General features: G+C 45.0%; 17 protein-coding genes. 10 read left to right on the top strand and 7 right to left on the bottom strand.

The window, feature by feature from the left end:
* Positions 1 to 92 precede the first annotated feature (92 nt).
* The 3 genes from AC1HDP_RS10825 (at position 93) to AC1HDP_RS10815 (ending at position 4116) form a co-directional block, all read left to right on the top strand.
* Complete coding sequence (locus AC1HDP_RS10825; protein WP_140933739.1) at positions 93 to 500, top strand: substrate-binding domain-containing protein; 408 nt, start codon at positions 93 to 95, stop codon at positions 498 to 500.
* A complete protein-coding gene (locus AC1HDP_RS10820) occupies positions 487 to 1431 on the top strand; it encodes a hypothetical protein (RefSeq protein WP_479638779.1) in 945 nt (314 codons plus the stop codon). The genes AC1HDP_RS10825 and AC1HDP_RS10820 overlap by 14 nt, the downstream gene beginning before the upstream one ends.
* Positions 1432 to 1692: 261 nt before the next feature.
* Entirely contained in the window at positions 1693 to 4116 is a 2424-nt protein-coding gene (locus AC1HDP_RS10815) for a putative bifunctional diguanylate cyclase/phosphodiesterase (protein WP_479638778.1), read from the top strand.
* A 13-nt stretch (positions 4117 to 4129) separates the two neighbouring features.
* Here AC1HDP_RS10815 and AC1HDP_RS10810 read toward each other — a convergent pair whose 3' ends face one another.
* The 6 genes from AC1HDP_RS10810 to AC1HDP_RS10785 are packed head-to-tail and all read right to left on the bottom strand — an operon-like array spanning position 4130 to position 9975.
* The gene (locus AC1HDP_RS10810; RefSeq protein ID WP_479638777.1) at positions 4130 to 5635 is read right to left on the bottom strand and encodes an alkaline phosphatase; all 1506 of its coding nucleotides are present in this window, start codon (positions 5633 to 5635) and stop codon (positions 4130 to 4132) included.
* 23 nt (positions 5636 to 5658) lie between these two features.
* Entirely contained in the window at positions 5659 to 6609 is a 951-nt protein-coding gene (gene gshB, locus AC1HDP_RS10805) for a glutathione synthase (RefSeq protein WP_479638776.1), read from the bottom strand.
* Between the two features lie 55 nt (positions 6610 to 6664).
* The gene (gene rsmE, locus AC1HDP_RS10800; protein ID WP_140933734.1) at positions 6665 to 7396 is read right to left on the bottom strand and encodes a 16S rRNA (uracil(1498)-N(3))-methyltransferase; all 732 of its coding nucleotides are present in this window, start codon (positions 7394 to 7396) and stop codon (positions 6665 to 6667) included.
* A gap of 14 nt (positions 7397 to 7410) precedes the next feature.
* Positions 7411 to 8145, bottom strand: coding sequence for an endonuclease (locus AC1HDP_RS10795; RefSeq protein ID WP_479638775.1), 735 nt, complete (start codon positions 8143 to 8145; stop codon positions 7411 to 7413).
* Between the two features lie 56 nt (positions 8146 to 8201).
* Complete coding sequence (locus AC1HDP_RS10790; protein ID WP_479638774.1) at positions 8202 to 8747, bottom strand: SprT family zinc-dependent metalloprotease; 546 nt, start codon at positions 8745 to 8747, stop codon at positions 8202 to 8204.
* 40 nt (positions 8748 to 8787) lie between these two features.
* A complete protein-coding gene (locus AC1HDP_RS10785; RefSeq protein WP_479638773.1) occupies positions 8788 to 9975 on the bottom strand; it encodes a pyroglutamyl-peptidase I in 1188 nt (395 codons plus the stop codon).
* Here AC1HDP_RS10785 and AC1HDP_RS10780 point away from each other — a divergent pair.
* From AC1HDP_RS10780 to AC1HDP_RS10750, 7 genes are all read left to right on the top strand, one after another.
* Complete coding sequence (locus tag AC1HDP_RS10780; protein WP_479638772.1) at positions 9974 to 10096, top strand: hypothetical protein; 123 nt, start codon at positions 9974 to 9976, stop codon at positions 10094 to 10096. The two genes, AC1HDP_RS10785 and AC1HDP_RS10780, sit on opposite strands and share 2 nt — an antisense overlap.
* A 161-nt stretch (positions 10097 to 10257) precedes the next feature.
* Complete coding sequence (locus AC1HDP_RS10775) at positions 10258 to 11580, top strand: sigma-54-dependent transcriptional regulator (RefSeq protein WP_479638771.1); 1323 nt, start codon at positions 10258 to 10260, stop codon at positions 11578 to 11580.
* A gap of 419 nt (positions 11581 to 11999) precedes the next feature.
* Positions 12000 to 12656, top strand: coding sequence for a hypothetical protein (locus AC1HDP_RS10770; protein WP_479638770.1), 657 nt, complete (start codon positions 12000 to 12002; stop codon positions 12654 to 12656).
* A 36-nt stretch (positions 12657 to 12692) separates the two neighbouring features.
* Positions 12693 to 13796, top strand: a complete 1104-nt coding sequence (locus AC1HDP_RS10765) for a hypothetical protein (RefSeq protein ID WP_479638769.1) — start codon at positions 12693 to 12695, stop codon at positions 13794 to 13796.
* A 73-nt stretch (positions 13797 to 13869) separates the two neighbouring features.
* Positions 13870 to 14517, top strand: a complete 648-nt coding sequence (locus AC1HDP_RS10760) for a C39 family peptidase (protein WP_479638768.1) — start codon at positions 13870 to 13872, stop codon at positions 14515 to 14517.
* Between the two features lie 34 nt (positions 14518 to 14551).
* Positions 14552 to 15277, top strand: coding sequence for a hypothetical protein (locus tag AC1HDP_RS10755; protein WP_479638767.1), 726 nt, complete (start codon positions 14552 to 14554; stop codon positions 15275 to 15277).
* 69 nt (positions 15278 to 15346) lie between these two features.
* Positions 15347 to 16618, top strand: coding sequence for a transporter family protein (locus AC1HDP_RS10750; RefSeq protein ID WP_479638766.1), 1272 nt, complete (start codon positions 15347 to 15349; stop codon positions 16616 to 16618).
* Between the two features lie 3 nt (positions 16619 to 16621).
* Here the strand turns inward: AC1HDP_RS10750 and AC1HDP_RS10745 are convergent, their stop codons facing one another.
* Positions 16622 to 17533: a LysR family transcriptional regulator gene (locus tag AC1HDP_RS10745; RefSeq protein ID WP_479638765.1), complete on the bottom strand. Its 912-nt coding sequence runs from the start codon at positions 17531 to 17533 to the stop codon at positions 16622 to 16624.
* Positions 17534 to 17553: the final 20 nt, after the last annotated feature.

Genomic DNA, 17553 nt, shown 5'->3' with positions numbered 1-17553 from the left:
TTATTTTTATCTATGCTTAAGTGGCTAAGATAGAATGTTAATGGCAACAAGGATGTGTTGCTTTATATCCCCTTAGGCATGGAAGTTCTGCTATGTACAAGCTAGCGTTATTGCTGCTGTGTTTATGTGTTAGCAGTAATCTTAATGCGCAATTTTTTGTGATTACTCATGACTCTAACGCTGAGACTCTGTCTGAAAGTGACTTACGGCTGATTTTTTCTAAGCAGCGAACATTTTGGCAAGATGGCCAGCCTATTCGGGTGTTTATTCTGCCGCCGCTATCAAGCTTACATCAAGATTTTTGCCGACAAGAGTTGAAACTAATGCCCTATTTTTTGCAAAAAAAATGGGACCAAAGGGTGTTTTCTGGCACGGGCGACCGGCCTGAAGTGGTCAATAATGAGCAAGACATGTGGCAAAAAGTGAAAGCTACGCCAGGGGCCATTGGCTATTTATCGTCTGAGTATCAAGCGCAAGGAAATCGCAATGGCAGTCATTAATCCACGGATATTCATTTGCTTGTGCGTCGCGCTTATTAGCCCCCATTTACTGGCAACATCTTGGCAGGCCAATGGCTTTATTAGCCAAGCTTATATGCATACCGAAAATAGCCGCTTTATTGTGGGTGATGATAGCGACAGTTTTGCTCTGACCGAAGCTATGCTTGCCGCCTCTTGGCGTTCAGACTCGCCATTACGTTTCGCTGGCACGCTTAATTATCGACAATGGGGCGAATTGACCGACAGTCGCGTTAATTTTGATTATTTGTTCGTGGAATACAATTGGCGCTTATGGCAAGGGCAGCAAGGCATACGCCTTGGGCGCGTGAAAGGCGAATATGGCCTGTATAACAGTACTCGTGATGGGCCTTTTACTCGGCCAAGCATCATATTGCCGCAATCAATTTACCCAGACTTGTATCGGGACGCCCAGCTTAAGATTGATGGCGGCGACTGGTTTGGTGAATATCTGTTAGCAAGTGGGGTGATTAATTGGCATGTCATCGCGGGGTTTCCGGCCTTTGGCGATGACTTAGCCGATAATATTTTTGGCAATCATTCTAGCGGTGAGTTTGAACCAGAACCTTATTATTCCGCCACGGTTAAGTACCAGAGTTCAGCTTGGTATGTAGGCATTTCTTATTATCAGGCTGATATTGTTTTTAACAGCACTAGTTACATGTTAGATGGCAATATAGACATAGATCCATGGATTGCATCCTTGCAATATCGCCAAGACTGGTGGCAATTAACCTCAGAAATTAATCTGTTCGCAAATCTTACTGAAGGCATAAATCCAAATAATACCCAAGGCGATCAAAGAAATGTCCTAGGATTTTGTGTGGAGGGGCGTGTGTTTCTGCCCAAATATTGGCAGCTTTATTTGCGTTTTGACAATTATGATTTAGATAGCAATAACCGTAATGCTTAGGCTGTTAGCGCAGTGCAGGGCGAGCCTAAGTATTTTAGTTACAGTAAAGATTGGACCTTGGGCGGGCAGTGGTTGTTTTCACCGAGATGGATGCTAGCCCTTGAATATCATCAGTTAGATGGAGCGGCATGGGTGCCGTTATTTGTTAATCGTGATCCTCTTACTCAAGCCAAAGGGTGGTCGATTGTGGCAGTTCAACTCTCTTACCGATTCCAATGGTGATCCATGACAATTCAAGGGCGAAGAACCTGGTTTTTTAGTTTGAAATGGAAACTGTTGCTGGCGGTTATTATCATGATGACTTGCATTGGCGGCATTATTGCCAGAGTCGCTTATATCCAGCTGACTGATGAGCGCAATCAGCAGCTTGAAACTCAGCATCAAAGGGTAGCGAATCAGTTGCAGTTAGCCATTAATCAATCGGTTGAACACGCTGTGATTGAAGCTGAACAACTTAACTTTGTGCTTGGCACTTATCCAGAGCCTCCTGCTGCAGTATTAGAGAAATTTTGGAGTGATATCCAAATGTTCTGGGAGTTAGCCAGTTTGGCGATACTCACCCCAAAAGGGGACGTGATTACTCAGTTGGGACTTAATAGTGTCGGTGACTGGGGCGTTAAGCTCGCGGGCTTAATTGAGCCTAAGTGGCGCTTTGTGTGTAGCGATGAATGTCGCTTACAAATGTTGATCCCAACTGTGATCGCAGACAAAGCTGCGATAGTATTTTTTGAGATCAGCATTAGCGAAATCCTTAATCGCATTCGGCATGAAGGCGGCATTGAATTAGCCATTTTAGGGCCAAATGATAACCTTAATAGCAGCGATAACTATTGGGGGCGGCAGCTATTTAGTTTGAGCGATCGCGCGCGGATCCAGCCGATATTGCAACAAATTGAGCGTCAGAGCTCATGGCAGCAAGTGTTTGATCATTATCGAGATGTTTACTCAATCAAGCAGCAGTCTTGGTTGGTGTGGAATTACCCCTTATTTGCCAGTGAAAATGGCCCCATGTTGCTGGTGTTCGCTAATATCAGCGCTTGGGACCAAGCCTTGCAGCAATTTCAGCGCAACATTTTAGGCATACTCTTAGTGGGAGTATTATTGACCTGTGTGTTTATGTTCTTGATTGCTTGGGCGCCGCTGCAACGCATAGCTAATCATGCACACTTATTGCCGTTATTGGTGGAGCGGCAATTTAGTCAAATTCGCGAAGCTATTCCTAAAAATAAGCACCAGATCCTTGATGAGATAGATTGTTTAGACGGATCGATTTTGGATGTCACCTCACAGTTAGAACACTTGGAACTCGAATTGGCCGCTTATACCAAAAAACTGGAGCGCTTGGCCATGCTCGATCCGTTAACTAACTTGCCTAACAAGGCCATGCTGGAGCATGAATTAGAAAAAGCGATCGCTTGTGTGGGCCGAATTCACAATCAAGTCGCCTTACTCTTTCTCGATCTGGATGAATTTAAGCGGATCAATGACACCTTAGGCCATAACGAAGGCGATGAGATGCTGATCATAGTGTCTGAGCGCTTAAGCCGCTGCGTGCGTGCCATGGATACCGTCTTTCGCCAAGGCGGCGATGAGTTTTTGATCTTATTAAGGGGCATAGATCATGAACAAGAAGTGCGTAAGGTCATTCATAAGATTTTTTCCTCCTTGCAGCAACCTGTGGTGCTGAAATCCCACAAACTGATAGTAACCACCAGTATCGGGGTCGCTATGTGTCAGTCGAGTCATATGGCCGCTGCTGAGCTTCTCCAACATGCCGATCTTGCCATGTATCAAGCCAAAGCTGCTGGGCGCAGTAACTATCGGGTGTTTACTTATGATTTACTGCATCAAGCCAATAATCGTTTGATGATAGAGCAAGACATTGGGGCGGCGATTCGTGAGTGTCAGCTTAAGCTGTATTTGCAGCCGATTATCGCGCTTGATACTGGTAAGGTCAGTGGTTTTGAGGGGCTTATTCGTTGGTTTCATCCGCTGCGTGGTCTTATTATGCCAGGGGACTTTATTCCTGATATTGAGAATAGCCAGGCAATTATTGATGTCGGTAATTATGTGTTGCAAGAAGGGGCACGAATTTTAAAACGCTTACAAGCGATAGCGGGGGATGAGTTATATCTCGCCGTCAATTTATCGGCCAACCATTATTTATCACCTTGTCTTAGTCAAAATATCGCAGATCTGTTATCTGAACATCAACTTTCCCCAGGGCGCTTATTACTGGAAGTCACTGAAGAGAGTGTGATGGCGCAAGTGGATCGCGCGCGGATTGTGATGGAAGAACTTAAATTATCTGGGGTGAGAATTGCCATCGATGATTTTGGTACTGGCTACTCGTCATTAAGCTACTTAAAGCAGTTACCCTTTGATGTGTTAAAAATTGATCGATGCTTTGTGTCAGGCATTAATGTTGAGGAAGTGGATACCCATATAGTGGACACTGTCATTAGCTTAGCCCATAACATGGGGCGAAAAGTGGTAGCAGAAGGAATTGAAAATATGGCTCAATTATCTTTCTTACAAACGGTTGGCTGCGAATTTGGCCAAGGCTATTTGTTTGCGCGGCCATTAAGTGAAGAGCAAACCATGAGCATGTTGGCGCAGATTAATTCAAGCTTAGTCTGGCCCATTGCCCAAGACGCAGCGCGTTTTGGGCAATTAGGCAGCTAACGCCTTATTGAATTTAGGCTTGTGGCATTGGTGCTGGCACAGGTTTTGGTGCAGGCTTTGGTACTGGAGCTTGTATTTCTGCAGGTGCTTTTGCTGGAATGGATGTTGGCGCGTTAACTAGTGGTGCTTTAACTTCTGCAGCTTTAGCCTGTGGCGCACTAGCCTTAGAGGCGGCTGGGGCGGCAACTTTTTTAGCATTTTGCACTGGCAATAAGCTAAAGAGTTTAGTGGCAATATCGGTATTATCTTGATGACCATTAAAGAGATTCGCGCCGGCGCCGGCCGCAAATACTTGCACATCAACACCTGTATGACCGCCTGTGGTCCAGCCGGTATGAGTACTGATATCGATAATTTGGGTAAATGTTTTAACTAACGCCTCATGGGCTTCTTGGTCTTGGCTTTTGGCTGCGCTTATTTGCGTGATTTGCTCAGGGCTAAGAGGCGCAGGCCATAAGCGCTGTAACTCATCTTGCCAAGTCGTTGCATCTGTATCTTCAAAGGCCAGCAAGTGCTTGGCTAAGCTATCTGGGGTCATAGTCATGGCGCGCACTAAGCTTGGATCCCACAGGTATTGATCATCGCGCCCTAAAGTTAAACCGCCGGTATCATGATCAGCAGTGACAACAAGTAAGGTATTAGGGTGCTGGCGGACAAACTGCTCGGCCATTTCAATGGCATTGGCAAATTGATGCATCTCACCTAATAAGGTCGCAATATCATTATTATGGCCAGCCCAATCAATTAAGCTGCCTTCGACTAACAGCACAAAACCATTAGGTTGCTGCGATAACAATTCAAGCGCCTTAGTGGTGAGCAGGCTTAAGCTATTGCTCTCTGGCTCATCCAGCGCCCAAGGGAGCTGCACATCGGCAAACAGGCCTAGCACCTTGCCAGATTTGACGCTTTCAAGCTCCTTGATATCAAGCAGTACTTGATAGCCTTGGCTGGCAAATTGGTCGCGTAATTCTGGTGGAAAATAGCGCTGCCCACCGCCAAGTAATACATCAGCCCCAGTGGTGAGATAGCTTTGAGCTAACTCATCATAGTTTTTACGACTGACGTTATGGCTTAAAAAGGCGGCAGGAGTAGCGTGGTTAATCTGCGAGGTCACGGCTACACCGGTCGCCATGCCGCGCTTTTTTGCTTCTTCAAATAAGGTCTGTACTGGCTTTTGCTCGGTATCGACACTCACGGCGCCATTATAGGTTTTGACACCTGTGGCAAGCGCTGTAGCGGCGGCGGCAGAATCTGTGACATAGCCGCTTTGATGGGCTGGAAAGGTGCTAGCATTGCCGACTAACAGGCGATTAAATACTGTTTCTTCGACTTCTTCGCTGGCAGGTTCGTCGCGATATAATCGATAAGCACTGGTGTAAGCCGGCCCCATGCCATCACCTATCATTATGATGATATTTTGAGGACGCGCAGGTAGTTGCGCTAACCCTTCGGCACTTGCCATAGGGGAAATAGAGGTAAGAACAAGTAAAGTTCCTAAAAGCCTTGTCATCATAGACATACTAGCAAATCCTTTTTTATTATTTACTTAGCGGCCAAGCGGCGCTCAATAGCATCCATCAACATGCCAGTAATATCCACCTTAAATGCCGCTTCAATTTCGCGGATACAAGTTGGGCTGGTGACGTTAATTTCAGTCAGCTTATCACCAATGACATCCAGACCGACAAACACTAAGCCGCGGCGTTTAAGCTCAGGGCCAATAGTGCGGGCAATGTGCCAGTCGGATTCAGATAATGCTTGCGCCACCCCAGTGCCGCCAGCTGCTAAGTTGCCACGGGTTTCGCCTTTTGCCGGAATGCGGGCTAAGCAGTAAGGCACTGGCTCGCCATCAACCACTAAAATGCGTTTATCACCGGCACTGATGTCAGGAATAAATTGCTGCGCCATGGCATAACAGCGGCCATGTTCGGTCAAGGTTTCTATGATCACAGCTAAGTTTGGATCGTCTTGTTTAATCCGGAAAATTGAGCTGCCACCCATGCCATCTAATGGCTTAAGAATGATATCGCCATAGGTTTGATGAAAGGCGCGCAGGCGCGCAGCATCACTTGTCACTAAGGTTTTAGGCGTAAACTGACTAAACCATGAAGTAAAGAGTTTTTCATTGGCATCACGCAGGCTTTGCGGCTTATTAATGATTAAGCAGCCTTGCTCTTCTGCGCGCTCTAGCATGTAAGTGGCGTAGATATATTCAGTATCAAATGGTGGGTCTTTACGCATTAACACCACATCTAAACTTGCTAGCGGGGCGATAACTGCCTCTCCCATTTGATACCAATTATCGCTATCCATGGCCACAGTCAGTGGGCGCATGCGCGCCATAGTTTGGCCATCTTCAATGGCAAGGTCGCCCATTTCCATATAATAGAGCTGATAACCACGGGCTTGTGCCGCCAATAACATGGCAAAACTAGAGTCTTTTTTAATATTGATAGAGCTGATGGGATCCATCACTATGCCGAGCTTGATCATGAGGTTGTCCTTGTCATTATGTTGGCTAAGCCAAAGCTGTGGTCGTTTTAGGTGGTTAGCCTAAATCGCCTAAATGGAGTTGCAGTAAGCTGATGGCCGTGAGTGACGCGGTTTCAGTGCGCAGCACGCGTGGCCCAAGGAGCACATCAGTAAATGTATGCTGCTCAGTCATTATGATTTCCTCGCGGGATAAACCGCCCTCAGGGCCAATCAATAAACGGATGCGGCGATTATCTGGCGCCAAACCGCTAATTCCTGTGGCTGCGCGTGGGTGCAGGTTAAGCTTTAAGGCTTGGGTGTCTTCGCTGCACCAAGCTTGTAAGTCCATGGCGGGGCGAATAACTGGTACGCGGCTGCGGCCACTTTGCTCACAAGCGCTAATGGCGATTTTTTGCCATTGCTGAATTTTCTTCTCTAAGCGCTCACCGGTTAACTTAACGCCGCAGCGTTCAGAAAATAGTGGCGTAATCGTATTAACCCCTAACTCTACGGATTTTTGAATGGTAAAGTCCATGCGATCGCCACGGGAAATCACTTGCCCAAGATGCAGGTTTAACGGCGACTCACTTAAGTTATCAGTGACTTCTATGATATCAACCAGTACATGTTTTTTGCCAGACTCAGTGATGCAGGCTAAATAATCACGGCCATCGCCATTAAATAAGCTAATGTGCTCGCCTGCTGTCATGCGTAATACTCGGCCAATATGGGCCGCACCGTCTTCATCTAAGCTCACGCTGCTATTAAGGGTTAACTCTGTGGCTTGATAAATTCTTGGTATTCTCATGGGATACTCTTACTTTATTCCGTTGCAATTTGAGCTAGATTGGCGGCATTACAACGAGTTTGAACAAAAGGATTATGATTGCCTTGATGACGCGCTATGGCTTGATCGCGGCGACACTCGGCTTCAGTCACGGGAAAGGTCTTATCCCAAGCGTGGAATAATTGTAACTGACTCTTAGCGATTTTCAGATGATAAGTTTGCTGCATGTATAAATAAGTTCGGGCGATTGCGCCGCGACTGGCTTTTGGCGGCTGCGCTTTTTTGGCACTAAAATCTACTACCATCGGGCATTGGCCATATTGTTCGGATTTAGCATTCCAATCACTAAAACGATAATTACTGCGATCGCCATTCACTTCACCTATGGCTGGCACTAAGTTGTGAAGATCGGCTTCCATTTTGACAAATTCAGAGTCGGTATGGCATTGGCTACGTCCGCCTGTTTGCCAGCATTGACGCTGGTGGCCAAAATCCCAGGCTGGTACTATATGTTCCCATTCAATCCGATTCGCTCTCACTTCTTGTTTGCGTACTTGATAACCACAAGCGCTGAATGAGGGTTGCCATTTTTTGGTGGCAGTATCTATATCGCAGCCACAATAAAAGCTTTGCACTTCCCCCAGTTCTTTATAAAGCTGCTGGGCTATTTTCTTCGCTTGGCTGAAATTCTTGGGATGCTGCCCAGAAGCGTGTGCAGGCGCGAGCCATAGGAGACCCAAGGCGAGTCCCCACAATAAGTGTTTGAGCAAGGTTTACCCCTAAAAAATCAATAAATGCTTATAGTTATGGCCAAAGTCTATGGCTGCTAGCTCAGCTTGGCAAGTGTTGCCATCTCTGGGGCTAATATTTGTTGGCAGCGGCGACAGCGATATTTCATCTGCTGCTTAACCACCTTGTTGTGGCGGCGTATCGTTAGCATGATAGGGCCGCATTGGCAGTAATAAGTAAATTGCGAGCCACTGACCGACTGCACATCAAAGCTATGGGTAACCCGCGGCGTTAAGCCGTAAATTGAGCGCATTAAGTGCTGCCATTCTTTGCCATGAGGTTTTACCCTGCCAAAGAGTTGAAAGCACAGTAAGTGACAGATTTCATGGGGCACTACTGTAGTAAAAAATTCAGATGAATTTTCTTGTAATAACACCGGATTAAACCTGAGCTTATTTTGCTGCAAATGCGCTGTGCCTGCGCTACGCCCCCGCAATGCCAAGCTGATACTGGCTCTGGGTATTTTTCGCTGTAACTGCTCTTCCGCGCGAAGGTAGCTGTCTTCACACGCTTGTTTAAGCTGGATAATTAAGTCATTGGCAATGGGTACTGGGCTAGGCATTAGCTTTAAGGTTAGAAACACAAACGCCTCATACTAGCCGTTTGCGCTTCTTTGCACCACATTAGTGTGCCGCCGCGGTTTCTATTAATAGTGTCAGTTGCCTGACGATGGCGGCTTCATAATCGCCATCATGCCCTTGAACCTTAGGGGTGTGAATATGGCCAGAGCGCACCTTGCTATTAAGTAGGTCTTTAACTCTTAAGGTGCGATATGTAATTTCATTGGACAAGTAGCCGCCGCCACTGCCTTCAACTGAGGTCATATTCAATATGGAGTCTAAACTTGAAGCTTCCATTGGGCCTTGCTCTAAGGTATTGACCTCACGATTATCATTAACTTGCCATTTGCCACTGATACTTGCCATGGCTGTCACTGGCAGTGAAAATTCATAGAACGACTGGCCCTTGATGGCGGATTGCTCAAACAGTGGCGCTTTAGGTAGTTGCAGACTCGCCCCTGTGATTAGGTTGCGATTATCAGGCGCAGAGGCGCTGCGATTGCGCCCTACAAAACGCTCAAGATCAAAGTGATCGCGTCCCATACTCGTAGTGATCACTAAATCAATATTATTGTCACGAAAATAGGGCGTCATCAGCGCTTCTATCATGCCTTGATCAAAATCATCAAAACGCACTGGGATCATGACACTTTGAATTTCGGCCTGCTTGCCATTAACGCTAAATTTGTGGCCATCTAAGTGAAGCGCGCCTAATCCGGAAGGGTTGCTTTGATCTATATGTTTATCGAGAAAAAACGGATCGAAACCTGTCACTAGTATGCGGATGGAAGACTTGTGATCGAAGCTGACATCGCTCATGCCTCGCGAGGCCAGCTCTATGCTGGTCAATAGTATTTGGCGCTGCCACGGCGCTATGTTAAATCCTACCTTGCCACTAAGAATAATCTCGCGCATGGCTAATCTGGACCAATATAAAGATCTATCGTCAGGATTGCCGGCTTGAACATCACGTACGGCTTGCTGCCATAAACGCCGAGCTAATGCTGCGGTATCTTGAGTGAGAGTTAACTCGTTATTGGCGGCGGTTAATCTTTGTTGTAATTGATAAGGAAATGCCTGATAGCGCTGAGTCACCTCTGGCATGGCTGCTATGGCTTGGGCTAGACGCGCTTCTTCTACTGTATTGGCGGTCGGTAAATTGGGACCTGCCATACTTGGCGTTGCCACGCATAATGTTGCCATAACGACAGCAGACATGGAAAACAGTGAGTTACACAAGGGATTTGGCATGGAAGTTTCCTTTTTTCCAGACAATAACGGTTTCAGTATGCCTGAGCCTGTGATGGAACAAAACCATTGCAATAGCTATTACCGATTGAACAACATTTATGAGGGGTTAACGCAAAGATAACGTGATTATCGGCAGCGCAAGAAATAATAGTTAGCTATGCTTAGTCGGCGTATAAAATCACAATTTTATTTGGAGTTAAGTGGGTTGTTTTATGTTTATACCTATGAAGGGTTATGCCAATTGGAATAAGAGCTTCTAGTTAGGGGCTAAGGAATGGTGGTATGTGCTCAGTACTTATTGTGAGCAATAACAAGAATATGCCATATATCGAATCGTTATTGTCTGCTGATTACTACGTTACTGTATTGACCCATAAACAATTAGGTCAAGCGAGCTCAGCAGGTATCACGATAATAGATTTGCAGCATCTTAATGAACTTGATTGGTTAGAATCTTGGGTTCGTACTGTGCATGCCAATACATTATTGTTGGTGATAGCTGAGCCTAGACATTTATCACTGATTAATATTAACGATGTTATTTCATTGTACGCTTGGGATTACCACACTACGCCTGTTGTCATAGATAGGCTGCTCGTTACTATGGGGCGGATGCGCGGTATTTTACATATGCGTAAGCCTTGGCTAAATCGACGCTTAAGGCAGATTAGCAGTAGCCATCAACCCGTTATTTGCTCGGTTGCTATGCAAAAACTGCAATGTCAGATTTTAAAAGTCGCTCCGACCAATATTCCAGTATTAGTTACTGGCCCTAGTGGCGCGGGTAAAGAGTTAGTGGCTCGTAAAATCCATCAACACTCAGGGCGCGCTAAAGGCGCTTGGGTGGTTGTTAACTGTGGCGCTATTGCAACTGGCTTATCATCCTCAGAATTGTTTGGTCATGAAAAAGGTGCCTTTACTGGCGCGATCCATCGCCATGTAGGTAAGTTAGCTCAAGCCGATGGCGGCACTTTATTTCTTGATGAAATAGGTGATTTGCCAATGGATCAGCAAACGCACTTATTAAGATTTCTGCAAGAGGGTTGCTTCGATGTTGTCGGCGGTAAAAGCTGCCGCGCTGATGTTCGCGTTGTATCCGCGACTCATGTTGACCTATTAAAAGCGATTGACGAGGGGCATTTTAGATTAGATTTGTTCTATCGACTAAATGGCGTCAATTTAGAAGTGCCATCCCTTAGCGATCGCATTGAAGATTTACCTGAACTTGCGCACAACTTGCTACTCGAAGCTGCGACGAGTGTCGGCGGGCCGGTGAAACCGTTATCCGATGAAGCTATGACAGCTATCTTAAAATATGCTTGGCCTGGTAATGTCAGGGAATTAATTAATCGCTTAAGGCGTGCGTTGGTGATGTCTGAAGGTATGGAGATCGGGCCTAAAGATCTTGATCTACCGTTTGAGATCTCAGTGAGTTCTCACCCACTTTCTTGCTCTTTGCGCCATCACAAAGAGCAAGCTGAACGTTTAGCGCTAAGTCAGGCACTGAAACAAACGGGAGGACAAGTTAACCTAGCAGCTAAAAATCTTAAGGTGTCACGTGCTACCTTATATCGATTATTGGAAAAACACGACTTACTTACTTGATATTCATCAGCCTGTTTTAAACAGCGGCCATTGGCTATGGTGCAGGTAATGGATTCTATCTGTGCCATAACGGTAAATACTCACCTCATTGTTGTTTTATCAAGTAATTTCTTATTGCTCACTTTCTAAAATCTCTGTCTATTCATCATTGCCTACTCTATTGGTTAAACGCCGTATGTTAACTCTTGGCGTCTTAAACATGTCTTTTCTTAATTTTAAGAGCGTTCTATTTCCTGTTAATCCTAATTATATTCAATAAGTTAAATAATAACTGTCTTAAATTTGAGATAGTAAAATCTGAGATTCACTATTCAAGTGTTTGAATGTTAACTGTTTTAATTTGTGGCCTGCTACTTGCTCTTATCTATGTACAAGTAGTGGCTGCACCAATATTACAGCGACTATCAAAGGGGAAGGTTATGCAGACTCAGTGTGAATACCGCGGTAGCCATCAGCGCCAGTTAGCGCTTAAATCATTTTCAGCTGTTTTGATGGTAATGACATTACTGATGATGCCATTAAATGCGCTGGCCACAGATGAGATTAATCCTGATCCCTTTGCGGCATTGATGACTAATGCATCGTTAATTGAGGCCAACGCATTTAGCCAAGTTCGAGGTCGGTTGGCGGTCAATCAGGCTGCTGGTGAAGATAATACTCAAACCAATAGTCATGCAATCGGCGCTTTAGCCAGTATTCACCTTAACCTGCAAAACAGTCATCTTGATACACCGACTAACAGTGTCGACATTTCTCAAATAGGTAGTGCTAGTTTTGGAAATGCCGAAGGCTTGCTTAGTATTAATCAAGTCAGTGGACAGCATAACCTACAAGCCAATCTTGGCGTCATCGGCATGGATTTGTCATCCCAAACGCTAAGCGATGCCGACATGCTAACGATTAATACAGCGGCCAAGCTACCTCAGGCCGCGAGTGCATCATCTACTTATATCACAGAAATCGCCACAGATAGCCTGTCGCAGGTACGAGGCTTAGTCCAGATTAATCAAATTTCCGGCAGTAATAATGCGGCCGTGAATCAGTTCTCGTTACAGTTTCTAGTCGGCGGGAATTAACGTGCAAGTGTATAAATCCATACTGAGGATGTAGGAATGAAAAAGTTACCATTAGCTGTGGTTATAGCAACTTTAGTCAGTTTACCTGCTTGGGCCACACAAGAACAAAGCAATGATGATAGTAGTGTCAAGTTAACTAAAAAAGTGTCGGTTGAAAAGGATCTAAAATATAAAGGTACAGTTTTGATTGGAGGCGTAGCCATTGCCAATGGTTTAGGTATGGCGGTTGTTGAAAATGCACAATCATCAACAGCAAATAAAGGTAATAATTATTATCACAGTAACAGCACTTCCATCTCTGATAATAGCTTTCAAAATGCTAGCGGTAATATAGGCGTCAACCAAGCCGCCGGTGACAATAATGTGCAGGCCAACTCTGCTGCTTTAGCTGAAATTGATGCTGACTTTGCTTTTGGCTCTGGTGATGCTGAGATTTTCAGTCAACAGCAAGGCGCTGCCAATCTGACTAGTAACCTAGCTTCAACTAATTCATCTAGTCTCAGTGGTAATGCGTTTAGTGGAGCCTCAGGTAATATTGGCGTTAACGTCACAGCGGGTAATAATAATATTCAAGCAAATAACATGGCTGCAGCCGTTTCTAATGGTCGCCTAGCCGAAGCTAGTGTATCAAACGTGCAGCAATCAGGGCATAACGTCACTAACAATAGCAGTGTAATTGCAGACACCTACGAAACCGTAGGTATTAATCTTAGCTTAGATGGTGATGGTACCTATAAAGGTACCTCGAAAATGACGTCCCAATATTATCCTGAAATTTGGATGGACGCAGATGGTAAACACAACTCTGGTGATGAAAAATTAGTAGGTCATATTGATTTTGATCAAAGCACTCCTTCTGAAGGGCATGCTCCTGCTAATGCTGATGAAACCATGACTTTTGAGGAAGTGGGAACTTTAGCACTGTCAGGTTCAGTCACTGGTCAATTACCTATGATAGTTCAGCAAGTGAAAGAAAGAACTAGTAATAATGCGAGTATCTCTGGTTCTTCATTTTCAGGTGCTAGCGGTAACATCGGGGTGAATATGGCATCAGGTACAGGCAACCTACAAGCCAATAATTTGTCATTAACTACTGTAAATAGCGCGGGAGCAGTTATCTCCGAAGGCGCTAGAAACTAAGTGGAGTTGGGAGAGCTCGCTCTCCCTTTTTTTAATGAAAAATTTCAACGTAATCGCATTGATGGTTTTATCGATGGCAAGCGATGTGACCGCTGCCATTCAAGTACTCGATGGCATGGTGCCTGGTATGGGGAGTTATGAAAAGCCTCTTCAAAGTATTCGCGAACGCAAGTTTGAGTCTATTGTTATGCAGCAAACGGACTTCTCCTGCGGCGCAGCAAGTTTAGCTACCATTCTTAAATATGCTTATGGTCAAGAAATATCTGAGCAGCAAGTCATGCTAGGTATGCTGAAGCATGCCGATATGGCCCAGGTCGAAACCAAAGGTTTTTCATTATTGGATATGAAAACTTACTTACAGCATAACAATTATCGTGGCCGTGGTTATCGATTGGGAATTGAGGAGTTAAGGGTACTTAAGGTACCAGTAATATTGCTTATCAATGATAAAGGTTATAGCCACTTTGTAGTTTTTCGGCAAATAGTTGACCAAAATATATACTTAGGCGATCCAGTTCTGGGAAATAGAATTTTGCCAATGACTGAATTTGTGACGCAATGGAACCAAATAGTGTTTGTGGTGATAGGCCAAAATTATAACAAGCTTAACCCTTTGCTGGCCCCGAGAGAGCGTTTGACATTGTCGCAAACTATGGTGAAGACGCCACTCTCAGATGCTGAGCTTATTGAATACGGTTTTACTTATTCAGATTTGCTATGAGATGCCACAGTGTTTTTCTCTATGGAGGTTGAACATGATTTCACAGATTGGGACGGGAGTTTATGTGTCGATTTTAATGGCTTTGGCTCCTATTAGCTTGGCGGCAGAAAATATTGATAGCGCTTTTATGGCGTTAACAACACAGCCATTACTGACTGATACTGAATTAGCCGAGCAGCGAGGGCGATATATAGAGAATGGCCAAGCTTATTACTTTGGCCTATTGATGCAAACTCAATATCTTGACCATGCTGGCGTGAGTCAAAAGGCGAGCATGCAAGTTGAAATTCGGCCACAAGGCTTGGTAGTGACAGTTGCAGATCAAGGCTTAGTATCTGGTGAGCAAGCTTCACCTGAAGTGTATGGACAGAAGTCTGGCTTACAGCAGCGTATTCAAATTGCAGGAGAAAATAATTCAGTAGGTAATGATTTTCGTTTAGGTTCTGATCAGTTAGCTCCGTTAGCTCAAGGGCAAACTATTGCTCTTGGTCAAGTGCTGCAAAGCCAAGATGGGCAGAGGCAGTATTCTGCCGTAGCTGGGCAGTTCGGTATGCAGGTGCAATTAGGGCAGAACCAAAGCCAGCAAATGTTATTAAATCAAAATGGTGGACGGCAATTACTGCAAATGGCTCAAATATCGGGATCTCATTTTCAAATGATTAATACCACTCAGTTGCATGTGTCAGGTATTAGTTTTGGTCGCCTTAACAGCAGTATGTTAGCGCAGCAATTGTTAGGTAATAATTTTCACGGTCAATAATCACCCTAGTAAATGGTGTTGTGTGGGGTATTTAGTTTAAATGTCACTATGAAAGATAAGGATCTCTCGATGGAGCAGAAAAATCATATTGGTTGGATAGCCAGTGTCATGCTACTTACACCCACAGTATTGGCTGAGCCAGCTCCGGCAGCCATGTCTGCGGAAGCTTTAGCTCAAGAGCAGCAACAGCTGCAATTATTAAAGCGCCAACTAGTCTTGATGAATCAGCAAGTGCAGCAGCAGCAACAAGCGTTGCAAAAGATGGCGCAACAGGTGCAAGCGCGTGAACAAGCGATCAACCCTCAAATCAAGAATGACACTAGCGCACAACAAGTAGTACCTCCGCCGACTCCTCAGCCCCCGCAAGAGGTTGCCACTAAAAAAGCGCCTGATATGGGGCGCAGCACTGAAGATGTATTAGCTGAAACTCATAATGTATTTACTCGTAAATTTACCTTAGAGTCATCAATAAGTTACAGTTATTTCAGCCGTAAAGACCTTATTTTACGAGGTTTTTTGGCGTTAGACGCCATTTTTCTTGGTAACTTAAATCTCGATAGAATTCGTACTAATAATTTGCAATTAGATGTGGTTGGTCGTTATACCTTAACTCCTAATTGGCAATTTGAATTGGCAGTGCCTTATCTTTACCGTATGAATCAATATGACTCTGTGGGGGAGGGGAATTCAAGTCAGCGTTATGAAAGTGCTCAAGTGAACGATGGTTTGCTGGGGGATGTTAGCGCAGGGGTGTATTACCGCATTATGGCCGAGGAGGAAAGTTGGCCTGATTGGGTGTGGAATGTCAGGATGAGAGCGCCAACAGGTAAGCATCCTTATGATATTGAACTCGTGAGTTCAGAATCGGGTAATTTGACTTACCCGATAGAAACACCATCGGGAGCTGGGGCATGGGGGGTATCCACTGGTTTTAGTTTGGCTAAGACTTATGATCCTGCCATTGTATTTTTTAATCTCAACTATGGCTGGAATATCCCGCAGCATTTTGATGATATCTCTGGGCTAGGTGTGGCCGATGTTCCTGGCGAAGTGGATTTAGGTGATTATATTGATTACAGCTTAGGGTTAGCCTTTGCTGTGTCTGAGCGCATGAGCTTGGGGATGAGTTTTAACCAACGCTTTTATGGCCGAACTCAGCAGCGCCTTGATGATCAAGCCTGGGAAAAAATACCTAGATCAGATACAAATACTGCCACTTTAGGATTGGGGGCTACGTTAGCATTAACTGAAAACCTTTCTATGGTGACGAGTGTTGGCGCAGGACTTACCGAAGACACCCCCGATTATCAAATCAGCTTACGTTTCCCGTATCGATTTTAACGCTTAGCACATTAATGACTGAAGTGATTCTTGGGCATTAAAACGTTTGCTTAAAAAATCAAGGAAGGCGCTGATATTGTTTGCAAGTTGGCGCCGACTTGAATAAACCCCGTACACTTTAAATGGCTCAATGGGCCATTCTTGTAATATCGGAACTAAAGCGCCGCTAGCAAGCTCGTTTTTGCAGCTTGAGTAAGACAGTAACGCTATACCAAAATCATCCAAAGCAAGTTGGCGCACCATGACTGCGCTATTAGCGCGGGCTTTACGTTTAAAGCTCGCCATGGTTTTACGGTTGCCTTTTCCGAGCGGCCAAATAGGCGCAGAACGTGAAGTGCCCATTAATATTCCATTATGATGGCTGAGCTCTTTTGGTGTGGCTGGGGTGCCATTATGCTTTAAGTAACTAGGGCTTGCGACCAGTATGGCTTGGCGTTCAAACAGTAATCTAGCCACTAAGTCCGATGATTGTAACGGTCCATATTTAATGGCGATATCGAAACCTTCACCGACTAATCCCACATCATTATCGGTAAATTGCACATCGAGCTCTATCCCAGGATGCAGGCGCATAAAGCCACTGCAAAGATGACTGATTAATTCTTGACTAAAAGAGACGGGAATAGCGACTCGCAGCGATCCTGAAATATTCGAGTGAGTATTTTCTATGGTTGCCTTGGCGGCCTCAACTTCACTATTAATGCTTTCACAGTGCTGATAAAACAGCGCGCCAACTTGAGTCAGACTTAAATTACGGGTATCTCGTTGTAATAATCGCACGCCTAAGTGCTCTTCAAGTTGTGCAACCTTGCGACTAATGGTAGATTTCGGCAATCCAGTTTCTCTGGCTGCTTGTGAAAAACCTTTAGCACGCACTACGGCTGCAAACAGCATCATACCGTTTACGTCAGGCATCTTTTCTCCACTGTCTCATT

Source organism: Shewanella sp. ISS20 (assembly GCF_056522965.1).
Note: the sequence above shows the minus strand (reverse complement) of the source record. Positions and strands in the feature narration are given on the sequence as shown.